Genomic DNA, 12,107 nt, shown 5'->3' with positions numbered 1-12,107 from the left:
ATAAAAGTTTTTTTGCACGCATTTCTTGCAAATATAAATTTTCCTTTTGTCGACAGGCTTAACGATCATCGGCGAAGAAGTTATTTTGAAATTATTTTAATTGAATAAAAACCACTTAACCTCTATTTTTGGTAGTGTAAGTAATTTGCTGTAAAATTGATAAGGCCTTGCATAATTTAGTATGAGATGATAAAAATGCAAGACCAATTAGAAACAATACATGAAATAACATATAATTTTATGCGATGGACACTATGATTATAACAAGTATAAATGCAAAAATCATATAAATAATATAAGCCGATATTGAGCTGTTCATAATCTTATATGCCACGAATTTTGCAAATTTTCTGTATGTCCTGGCAATATTAATCATGGCAAACCAGAAAATATCTACCGTTTCAACCTGGTGTTCATTTGTATAAGATGTTCTTAAAATCCTTTTAAGTATTAATCTTATATTGTTTGAGTATGTAAATGAATTGTAATGCTCATCATCATCTACGCCTCCATTCCAGCGCCTAGCAACGCGAACCTTTGGTTTTCCAAAAACAAAGTAAACTACAAGGCTGAATAATATCAGAAAAGCGAAGATATACAGTGGTGTAATTAATCCGAAATCTGAGGGGCCAAAACGCGATTCAATCATTAATCCATTGAATACAAGAACTGAAGGTATTCCAGATATATATTCCTTGCCTATAATAAGGAAAGATATTGCAAATAAAATAACAAGAGTCAGGCCTGTAGCCAGAATAGTATAATTTTCAAGATTTTTGCCGGAAGATTGTTTATGGTTATCAGTGAAATAAAATATTTTAAGCATTGCTGCAGTTGCAAAACCTTCACCCATGGCTATAAGTGATCCGGCTATAATGGATGTTATTCCCAGAGGCCCATATAAATAGGCACCCATAAAGAAGGATTCCAGTATCATCCACGTCCCCAATCCTCCTAGCGATGGAAATAATCCTGATAATGAGGAAAGTGCAAAAAACTTGCCTATCTGATTTATCGTGCTTTTTCCCTCTGTTACAGCACTGAAATATTCAACACCGGTGTGGCCAATTGTAATGAATAAACCCGTTTTTCCTATTGAATGTGCCATTGCGAATATGGCTATGGATATAAGTATAAATTCACGCAGTACAGTGTTGTCAACGGCAACAAAAAGTCCTATTGTTGCCATTATAGCCCCATTATTTTCTATAGTGCTGAAACCCCCCAAGGATTTCATATTTTCCGATATATATGCATATAATGCCCCAAATAAAACAGATATAACTCCTATTATTATGAATATTATTCCAATATCTACTGAAACCACAGAAAGCAAAGCTATTTTTACAATGCCATATACACCCATAAGGGTCATTGTTGCACTGAATATGGCAGAGGAATTTGCAGGCGCACTTCCATGTGCTATTGGAAGCCATTCACTTATCATGAACGGTGTTAATCCCATCTTTGACATTGCCCCAAGTGCAAATATGAGCAATACAGTATCATTTGCAAGCCCTGTAAAAGCAAATGTTCCAGTGTAATAATAGGAAATAACTGCGGCGGCAATTATTAAAACTGTGCTTATTTCTGAGAAAAACATGAAAACATATGCTTCAATGTCATTTTTCCTGTTTACTGCTACCGTAAGATATGCAGGTATGGACATTATTTCCCAGCCAGTAATAAATAAGAGAAAATTACTGGAGTAAAGTATTAGCATCATTCCTGCTATTGTCAGTATAAATAATGGGGCCAGCCATTTTCCATATTTTTTTGAATAAGATATAGAAAATACGGAAGTAATTATCCAGACTATAGCTGCAATCAGGTAAAAGTATGTTATATAATCAAAGATTTTGAATGTGAATAAAAAGAAAATGAATGATGCAAATGCAGTCACAATATATCCAGCTGTTCTGTACCTGATTGAAACGATTACTGCAAGAAATACAAGCACTAATGGAAAATAATATAATATCATTTTTTCTCCCTCGCTTTCTGTATTGCATTTATTATTGATGCCGGAGTTGGAGGGCATCCTGCTACCTCAATATCATATTCTTTCATGGCACTTTTTCCTATTATCCCTCCAGATAGAGCACATGCACCAATTCCTATAACTATTTTAGGATCCGGCATGGCATTATATGCTTCTTTCAAAATGTTTTCCATTCTTTCCGTATAAACGCCCATGACAATAAGTGCATCGGCATGCCTTGGCGTATTTGACATGAATATTTTGAATCTGTTGGTATCATACTGTGGAGAAAACAAAGTACTAAATTCTATATTGCAGGCACCACATGTACCAGAATCTATGGGGTAAAGGTAAAATGATTTTTTGAATATATCAGGAAGGCTTTTGTTCACTGTATAAGCCGTTTGTTCTCCAGTTGCTTCAAGATCGCATTCTCTGCAAAATATGCATCTGTTCATATTCCATTTCCCATTTTGAAGTGCATTAGTTGGGCATTCATATTCACTGCTGCCCTTAAGGAACGAGGGATATTGAACCTTATATTTATCAAGTTCCTCAGTTTTTATTCTATTTTTAATGCCGTTTAAGAACCAGTTCATATGAAATTCACCTCCAGCTCAGATATCCATATTCCAAAACTTTCCCATACAAAAAAGAAATCAGTGAATATATTATTGTTTTTTAATGCCTGCCTGAAAAGTTTCAAATTAAGGTAAGTTGGTGAAACCATCTGTATATCTTTTAATTTGCCATCTTCAATATCGACGTAATAAAAAATGTCGCCTGCAGGTGATTCTATTCTTGCCGCTCCCTGCCCTGACCCATATATTTCTTTTTTCTTAGAAGTGACTCTATTTTTTAAATTATAGGATTCTATTATATTTATTGACTCAAATATCTCCAGTGACCTGACATTAAATCTTGAAAATGAATCGCCATCGCTTTCAGTAATAATTTTAAAATGCCCGTAATTAAGAGACTTTGAATCATTTCTCGCATCATACTTATAACCTGCTGATCTTGCTGCAGGGCCTGTTGATATTTCATTTTTTACAATTCCATTTTCCTGTATTCTGTCTAAAAATATTTTAGAAGATAATAATCCATCGTAAATTTCCCTGAAATTTTTTTCAATATTGCTTAATTTAATGCTGGAAAAATCACCGCTAATTGAACCAATATTATTCGCAGAGAAAAAGTATCTGTGGCCAAATGATCTGGATATTATCCTTGCAACTTCTTCCCTTAGATAGAGAAGCCTTTTTTCTGGCACTGCAAATCCAGCAGATTCACATAGGCCTTTTATTACATCTATATTTGACCTGATCCGTTCCAGCTCAATTTCAACAATTCTCATTTCATTTAAATCATAGTTTTCAATTTTAAGGGCATCCTCTATTGCCAGAATATAAGCTATGGTATTAGATGCACAGTGGAATCCATTCACTCTTTCAACTTTTAAAAGTGCATTGGAAATACTATCTCCAATAATTTTTATATCCCTTTTTTTGTATTCGGGGTCTATTATTGCATCCATTATTGATTCTCCAGGAGTAAGCAGTTTAAAATTAACGGATTCCCTTAATCCTCCAGCTGAAGGGCCATAATTGAAGTAGATTTCGCCTGAATTTTTATCATCAAATTCTTCCGGTTCTTCTATTATTTGATCTATTGAAGAGGAATATACATCGTATTTTTTGCTTCTCCCTATATATCTACCGGATCTTTCTCCAAATTTATAATATTGCATGATAAATCACCAAAAATACCACTCCTATGAATATTGACATTATTGCGGCTATAAGTGGCAGTGCCGTATTTATCCCGGACTGGCTGTATTCAGATTTTCCTTTAAAAATCATTTTTGACACATTAAAATTGATTGAAACAAATGCAAGGAAGAGAGATAATACAATTATTACAAACTGTGCATAGAAATGTATTGAAAGTACCGAGTACAGTATCAGGAACTCTCCGAAGAATGTTCCAAATGGGGGTGTTCCTGTTACCGCAAATGACGACAGCAATAATGAAGCAGAACTTGCCTTATTTCTTATAAGCCCTGCAACTCCATCTATAGATTTGGTTCCTGACATTTCATAAATATTTCCTGAAGAATAAAATGCACCGGCCTTCCCGAAACTATGCGCAAGCAGCAGAAGCAGTGATCCTATTAATCCTTCCAATGTAAAGGTGCTTAACCCTATTAATGCAATATTCATATTCTCCATTGTTGAATATGCAAACATTCTCTTGTAATTCTTCTGGTAACCAAGGAATATGGCTGCAAAAAGCACGGATATTGTTCCTGCCCAGACAAATAATTCCCTCATTGGAAATATTTCATAAATTCTGTATAAAACATAAAGGGCAACAGGAAGAAGTACTCCGGAAAACATTGCACTCACAGGAGCTGGAGCTTCACTGTGTGCATCTGGAAGCCAGGTATGGACCGGAAATACCCCCACCTTTGTTCCAAACCCAACCAGAGCTATGCCCACTGCAAGCCTCACTGCTATTGTATCTTTTATTCCGTATGATAATATTGTTGTGATTGTAAGTGTTCCAAAAGAATAATAAATAAGTATGACTGAAATGAATGCAAATGTAACGCCTGCAGAAACAATTATAATGTATCTCCATGTAGCTTCAAGTGAAATATCTGATTTTTCTGTAATAAGCAAAAGTGCTGAAGATATTGTTGTGGTTTCTATTCCAACCCACATAAATCCATAATTATTCACCATAAGTGCAAATTCCATTGCAACATAGAAGAAACTCATGAGCATGTAATATATATTCTCTGAAATCCCCTTATTTTTAATGTTATGTATGTATTTTCTGGAATAAATAATGGACATTAAATATACAGTACTTACCATTAAAATGAAAATATAAGTAATATTGTCCACAAAGAAAAAGCCAGAAGGCGATTTTTTGAAGTATAATGGAATTAGCAAAAACATTTCTATAATAGCGCCTGCTAAACTGGCTTCTTTAATTTTTTTAAAGAATATGAGCGCTATTAAAGGTATTATAAGTATCAATATCTCGTAAATCATCCTATCAGCTCCTCCACAGGTTTATGTTCTGTTTTTTCAATGCTTATTATGGAAAATATTACCACAAGCACAAGAACATCAAGAAATACACTGCTTTCTATTATTATTGGCACCGGAAGTATAAATGTTCCAAGAAGTATTAATGAATTCTCTTCTTCCACATAGCCAAGTATCTGCGCTATCGTTCTTTTTCTGGAAGCTATGATAAAAAGGCCCTGGAAGAAAAGCAGCAAAGGAAATAGTATTATATCGCTGTTTGGAAATATGTGTGATTTAATATGTATGAACGATATGGAATATACGATAAATATCGATATGACAATAAATGCAAGGTCAACTAAAAGATAATATGTTGTTGGCAGTTTGGATTCATACAGATAATTTTTATTTTTTGGAATTTTTGATGCCAGGAAATATGTAACAAGTACAGTTCTTAATATTATGACCAATATGCCAAGTATAAAGAAAGTGTACTGTTTTAGGGCTATGCCCAGAAGAAATGCTATTAATGCTATGATAAATGACTGGAAAGCCTGTGTCATTACCATGGATCTTAAATATTTGTTTGACTGGATATAGAATCCTGTTATAACTATTAGTGCAGCAAGCAAATAAATAATCGTATATATTATGTTCATCCAATCACCTCAGTCAATATTAAAAAAAGTATTGAAAATGTAAATGCAACTGCTAAATAATCTATAACTTTAAATAACCTCAATTTAGCAAGGGATGTATCAACAACGAGGACTATTAATATCAAAAGCAGCCATTTTCCAATCATGGTTAAGCTATTTAAGAAGAACAGTGGAAATGTATTGTACATCCCCCATGGTATCAAAAATACGTTAATTAAAACGGAACCAAGCAAATACGTTTTCATGTATGAAGACCATTTATTTATTGCCAGTGCCTTTCCGCTGTATTCATAATCTATTCCGGAATCTATCATTCCCATTTCCTGATTTCCTTCGCTCTGAGTCGGCATTTTTCCAAATTCATACATAAACACCATGAAAAAAGCAAATATCGCAAAAATATGAACCAGGCTTAAATTTGAAAGTGGATGGATGATCAGATAGTGGTTGGTTGTGTATGGATTATTTGTGCCGCTTATCAGTGCCACTGCGAAGAATACTGTTATCAATGTTCCCTCGCCAAAGAAATTAAATGACATAAGCCTGGATGCACCCATTGAGGAAAAATTGCTGCCAGAATCCAGTGTTCCAATTATTTTTATAAAGGCAGCAAGTGAGAATAATATGGCACCTGCAAAAAAATCACCTGAGGCAGTGAAAAATATTGGATCAGTCATAAATACTGGAATAATAAGTGCTATCAGGGAATATATGCCAAATGCAATATATGGCGAATAAAGAAACAGCCTTGAAGAATTTTCAGTTACTATTGTTTCCTTTTTTAAAAGTTTGAATAAATCATAATAAGGCTGAAATATGCTTGGCCCTTTTCTTGATTCAATATTGGCTTTAAGTTTTTCAAAAATGCCAATAACAAGTGGTGAAAACAAAACTACGAATAGATACTGCGATAACGTCTCCAGAACCATGATTAACATATGAATCACCGTAGGCGTCATCAGCGCACTGCATTATGGAGACGTCATTCCTATCCTTAATTATTTATGTATATTTAAATCTTATTTTCTATAATTTATTATATATAACGCTTTTCGTCATTATGCAAATATGAATAAGAGAAAACATATGAGCTTTCTATGATCCTTCAGGCAACAATTAAAACATAGTGATAGGAAGTCCTGGGAATACTTATATAATCAAATTAACTTTACTTTTATGAAGTTTGCCATACTTATCGGATGGAACGGTTCTGTTATACAATCATTTCTGCGGGCTGGTGACGAAACCGGCAATGAAATTAAAATCAAATATCCGCGGCTCGATCCAGTAGACCATGAATTTATAGAATTTATGAAGGATGCCGATGCGGTTTTCATACATCATTTTTCCGGAGAAAACATTTACAGCAATATTCTGGAAGATATAGAAAATGTCATAAAAGGCAAAAAAAATGTCATAGCAATAGATCCAATTCTGAGCAATTATTCAACAGTCAGCAAATTTATAGAGGAAAAGGTTTCAAATTACTATTTCTACGGTGGCTATGAAAACATAAAAAATCTGATTTTATTCATTGAGAATATATTCCGGCCATGCAATTATGAAGAGCCGGTTAAACTGCCATTTTCTGGTATTTATAACTATGGGAATAGAGGATTTGCAAGAAAAGTCGGGATTCTGTTTTATAGAACAGCATGGGTTGACAATGATACAAAAATTGTCAATTACATAATAGACAGGCTTAATGTCCAGAATATTTCCGCTATACCTGTGTTTACTAACGGTTTTGGAGATAGATCAAGGGGCATAATGAGTGCTGAGGATTGCATAAATTCCTATTTTTATGAAAATGGAAAAAAATCGGTGGATGCGGTCATTAATCTTCTATCATTTTCTTTAATAAAGCAGGAAGACAAAAGTACGCTTATGAACCTCGGAGTTCCTGTTTTTCAGGGATTAATATATTATTACAAGGAAGAGAATGAGTGGCTTGATTCCTCTGGCCTGGACGTTGTATCTACAATTATGAGTGCCATGTTGCCTGAAATGGATGGAACAATAGAACCCGTGCTTGTTGGGTTAATAAAGAAAATCCATGGCCATGGAACAGTTTACAGGGAACTTGTCCCGGTTGCAAAGCAATGCGACTATATGGCAAACAGGATAGAAAAATGGCTCAATTTGAAATATTCCAAAAATTCTGATAAGAAGATAGCTATAATTCTGCACTCAGGATCATCGTTTAAAGACCTTGAAGCAAATATAGGCACAGCCACAGGCCTTGACACATTGAATTCTGTATCCAACATTATGAAGCTGTTAAAGGAAAATGGATACAATATTGATTATGTGCCTGAAAGCGGAGAATCACTTATAAAAACAATAATGGAGAAAAAAGCAATTCCAGAGGGAAAATGGACTCCAGTAGAAGATATAATTAAAAAAGGGGGATCTGTATACGGCATGCCTGTTGATGAATATGAAGAGTTTTATAATGAATTGCCAGAAGATTCCAGAAAGATGATTAGAAATCAATGGGGTGAATTGAATAAAGAAAGGGACTATATGCTTCTTAATGGAACCATTTACATACCAGGAATAAAGTCAGGGAATATCTTTATTGGAATACAGCCAAAGAGAATTACCTTTTTAGATAATGAAAACAGCATAAGGACAATACATGATTCTTTAACTCCGATTACACATTACTGGCTTGCTTTCTATAAATGGATTCAGGATATTTTTCATGCAGATGCAATAATACATGTGGGCACACATGGAACGCTTGAATTTACGCCAGGAAAAGGACTTGGTCTTTCACCATCAGATTTCCCTGAAATATCAATAGGCACCATGCCCAATTTATACTTATATTCAACAAACGTTCCTGGAGAAGGGATAATTGCAAAAAGAAGGAGCTATGCAGTGCTTCTAGATTACATAACTCCACCTACAGAATATGATGATGTTCCTGAAGATATAAAGAAACTTGAAGACCTCATAGATGATTATGAAGAAACTGAAAAAGCAGAGAATAAGCCAAGGGAAGCAATGATAATTGATAAAATTCAAAAAATTGCAGCCAAAATAGGTTTATCAATCGATTTCAACGATGCACACAAAGCAACGCACGAGATCGAGCACAGATTGAATCTCTTCAAGGATTCCATTGTTACAAAGGGATTATATGTATATGGAAAGGACCTGGATAAAAACGACATTAAGGATTATGTTACAACTGCCACACGCTTCGATGATTCCCTTGTAAAAAAACTGGGAAAGGAAGAGGCTGGTAAAAGAATAATGGCTCATGTCACCAGTGGAAATGAGTTGCCAGGCCTTGAAACTGGAATAATTGAAAAATTAATGCTTTCTCCGGAAAATGAAAAAAATAACCTGTTGAAAGCACTTAATGGTGAATTTATCGAACCAGGAGTTTCTGGTTCACTTACAAGGGGAAGGTACGATGTTTTGCCATCTGGAAGGAATTTTTATGCTGTTGACCCTTTCAAAATACCAAGCCATTCAGCATGGCAGGTAGGAGTTATCCTTGCAAACAAGCTCATAGAAAACGAATACAAAAAAAATAATAAATTTCCTGAAACTATTGGTTTTGTATTATGGTCTACTGATGCATACAGATCTGATGGTGAATTAATATCACAGATACTTTATACTATTGGAGTTGAGCCCATCTGGCAGGAAGGGACAAAGAAAGTAAAAGATGTAATGCCAATACCAATGGATATTTTAAAGAGGCCAAGAATAGATGTTGTTGTTGAATCCAGCGGCATAGTAAGAGATAATCTTTTCAATATAATTGAATTGATAGACATGGCAATTAAAAAAGTATCCGAATTGAACGAGAGCGCTGATGTTAATTATATAGTAAAGCACCATAAGAAATATGGGCATCTTGACAGAATTTTCTCATCCAAGCCAGGATCATATGGATCAGGTGTCAGCAATGCTATAGAATCATCAAAATGGGAAAATGAAAATGACCTTGCAGATGTATTTACAGAGTGGATGGGATATTCTTATGGCAAAAACAACTTCGGCAGGGATTCTAAAGACGAACTTCTATCAATTTCAAAGGATATAGAAACAATTATACATAAAAGGGAAATCGATGAAATAGACATAAACGACGATTCATGCAATTATTCATATGCTGGTGGTTTTTATCTCATGGCAAAGAAAAGCGGATCAAAGCCATCATTAATGTTCGAGGACACTTTCAATCCAAACAGGCCACAGGTAAGGACAATGAAGGAAGAAATAGAGCGCACTGCCATTGGAAAACTCCTGAATGAAAACTGGATTAACGCCCAAAAAAACTTTGGATATAGAGGTGCTACAGAAATGCTTAAAAAAATAGAGCATCTCTATGGCTGGGGTGCAACAACAAAAATGGTAAATGACAATATTTTCAATAATATAGCTGAAAAATTCATCCTTGATAAAGAAATGAAGGAATGGTTTAAAAAGGAAAATCCATGGGCATTATCAGAAATTACAGCAAGGATGATAGAAGCGTATAAAAGAAATATATGGAATGCCAGTGATGAAATGAAAGAGAAACTTGAGGAAGAGTACATGGAAATAGAGGGAGAGAACGAATGAGAGTTTATGCATTTCCATTTTCGGCAATAGTGGATAATGACAATATAAAACTCGGGCTTATCATTAATGCTATAGACCCCAGCATTGGCGGGCTGTTAATAACAGGGCCCAAGGGCATAGCAAAATCAACATTGGTAAGATCCCTTGCTTCTGTATTGCCCGAAGTAAAAGCGGTAAATGGGTGCAGATTTCATTGCAATCCTGATGGAAATCTATGTGATGAATGCCTTGAAAAGCAGAAGCATGGCATACTTGAAATTGAGCAAATGAAAATACAGATAATCAATCTGCCAAATAGCGCCACTCTTGATCGTGTTGTAGGTTCACTTGACATATCACATGCAATAAAGGGCGAATCTGTTTTGCGGGAAGGCTTAATTGGAGAAGCCAACAGGGGAATTTTATACATAGATGAAGTAAACCTTCTCGATGATTCTATAGTAGACTCAATTCTTGACTCAGCAGCTTCAGGGATTAATATTGTTGAGCGTGAGGGCGTATCCTATATTCATCCTGCTGAATTTATACTAGTCGGAACAATGAATCCTGAAGAAGGGGAGTTAAGGCCACAGCTTCTGGATCGCTTTGGCATATCAGCAGAAGGGAAAATGCCTGAATCTCCAGACAAACTACTGGAAATTGCTGATAGAGTAGAAGAATTTGATGCCAATAAAGAAAAATTCATTAAAAAATTCAGTAAAGAGGATGATGAAATCATTTTAAGAATTGCAGCAGCAAGGAAAATCCTGCCAGATGTAAGGATTAAAAGAAACTATATGCTTTTTATAGCCGATACAGTAATTAAAAATTCTTTGAGCAATAGAGCAATGCTCAGTGCAGTGAAGGCTGCAAAGGCAATAGCTGCTTATGATGGCAGAACAGATGTCAACGAAGACGACCTTAAAAAGGCGCTGGAATTTGCTATCAATCATAGAATAAGGGAAAAAGGCAGGAAAAAACCGGATTATAATTATAATAAACCGGAAAATGATAAAGATAACAATTCTAAAAATGGCAAAGAAAATGAACAGAAAGCTCCAAAACAGAATACTCCAGAAAAAAAAGACACCGGTAATGAAAGCAAAGGAAATAAGGAACATCAGAAACCGGAAAAAAATGAAATACGCAATCTTGAAATAAAACCATCAACAAAAATTGAAACAAAGAAATCAGGGAGATCAGGAATTTCGAAACAGTATCTCCATAAAGGCAAAAAATCAGGAACTTTTATGGATATGAGATCATCCCTTCTCAATACATGGACTTCCGGCTATAAAGCAATAAATGGCCGCACCGTAATTATGAAGGATTACTATTCAAAAGGATCGGTGCCAGTTATAATTGCAGTAGATTCAAGCCGTTCAATGAATTTTAACTCAAGAATAGAAATTGCCAGAAACTTTTCCAGTATGCTGCTGAAAAAATTATATATTATGAGAAGCAGGGTGGCACTTATTAAATTTTCTGGAAACGGTTCAGAACTTTTAATGAATTTTTCAAGGAATTTTACGGCCTTAAAAAATTATATAGAAAATATCCACAGTGAAGGAAAAACACCACTTTATGATGCTCTGAGTGAGATTTATAAACTGTCTTCTTATGAGAAGCTTAAAACAATATCATTGCTTATAACTGATGGAAGGGGAAATGTTTTTCCTGGAAATCCAGCTGATAATATAAAAGAGATTTCAAATAAAATAAAGTATGTCTCAAAAATGTATATAATAGATAAAAGCGACAATAAATTTTTACCTACCTACAACGATATGATATCATCATATTCCGGTGCAAAAATTATAAACGATATAGAAAATATAAAAATTAATTGAATTAATTTTT

General features: G+C 34.6%; 8 protein-coding genes. 2 read left to right on the top strand and 6 right to left on the bottom strand.

Features of this window, described 5'->3' with window-relative positions:
* Positions 1-238 precede the first annotated feature (238 nt).
* The 6 genes from WKI77_RS06160 to WKI77_RS06135 are packed head-to-tail and all read right to left on the bottom strand — an operon-like array spanning position 239 to position 6,619.
* The gene (locus WKI77_RS06160) at positions 239-2,041 is read right to left on the bottom strand and encodes a proton-conducting transporter membrane subunit (RefSeq protein ID WP_337860952.1); all 1,803 of its coding nucleotides are present in this window, start codon (positions 2,039-2,041) and stop codon (positions 239-241) included.
* Positions 1,981-2,580 (bottom strand): NADH:ubiquinone oxidoreductase, encoded by a 600-nt coding sequence (locus tag WKI77_RS06155; protein ID WP_337860951.1) that lies wholly within the window; start codon positions 2,578-2,580, stop codon positions 1,981-1,983. The genes WKI77_RS06160 and WKI77_RS06155 overlap by 61 nt, the downstream gene beginning before the upstream one ends.
* The gene (locus tag WKI77_RS06150; protein WP_337860950.1) at positions 2,577-3,731 is read right to left on the bottom strand and encodes a Ni,Fe-hydrogenase III large subunit; all 1,155 of its coding nucleotides are present in this window, start codon (positions 3,729-3,731) and stop codon (positions 2,577-2,579) included. Before WKI77_RS06150 ends, WKI77_RS06155 begins: the two co-directional genes overlap by 4 nt.
* Complete coding sequence (locus WKI77_RS06145; RefSeq protein ID WP_337860949.1) at positions 3,718-5,043, bottom strand: proton-conducting transporter membrane subunit; 1,326 nt, start codon at positions 5,041-5,043, stop codon at positions 3,718-3,720. The genes WKI77_RS06150 and WKI77_RS06145 overlap by 14 nt, the downstream gene beginning before the upstream one ends.
* Entirely contained in the window at positions 5,040-5,681 is a 642-nt protein-coding gene (locus tag WKI77_RS06140) for a hypothetical protein (RefSeq protein ID WP_337860948.1), read from the bottom strand. Before WKI77_RS06140 ends, WKI77_RS06145 begins: the two co-directional genes overlap by 4 nt.
* On the bottom strand, positions 5,678-6,619 hold the full coding sequence (locus WKI77_RS06135; protein ID WP_337860947.1) for a respiratory chain complex I subunit 1 family protein: 942 nt from the start codon (positions 6,617-6,619) through the stop codon (positions 5,678-5,680). Before WKI77_RS06135 ends, WKI77_RS06140 begins: the two co-directional genes overlap by 4 nt.
* Positions 6,620-6,857: 238 nt before the next feature.
* Between WKI77_RS06135 and WKI77_RS06130 the strand changes: the two genes are divergently transcribed.
* Positions 6,858-10,268: a cobaltochelatase subunit CobN gene (locus tag WKI77_RS06130; RefSeq protein ID WP_337860946.1), complete on the top strand. Its 3,411-nt coding sequence runs from the start codon at positions 6,858-6,860 to the stop codon at positions 10,266-10,268.
* Positions 10,265-12,097, top strand: coding sequence for a VWA domain-containing protein (locus tag WKI77_RS06125; protein WP_337860945.1), 1,833 nt, complete (start codon positions 10,265-10,267; stop codon positions 12,095-12,097). Before WKI77_RS06130 ends, WKI77_RS06125 begins: the two co-directional genes overlap by 4 nt.
* The last annotated feature ends 10 nt before the right edge of the window (positions 12,098-12,107 follow it).

The organism is Ferroplasma sp. (genome assembly GCF_037442045.1).
Classification (GTDB): domain Archaea; phylum Thermoplasmatota; class Thermoplasmata; order Thermoplasmatales; family Thermoplasmataceae; genus Ferroplasma.
The sequence above is the reverse complement of the archived record's forward strand: the minus strand, read 5'-3'. Positions and strand labels throughout refer to the sequence as shown.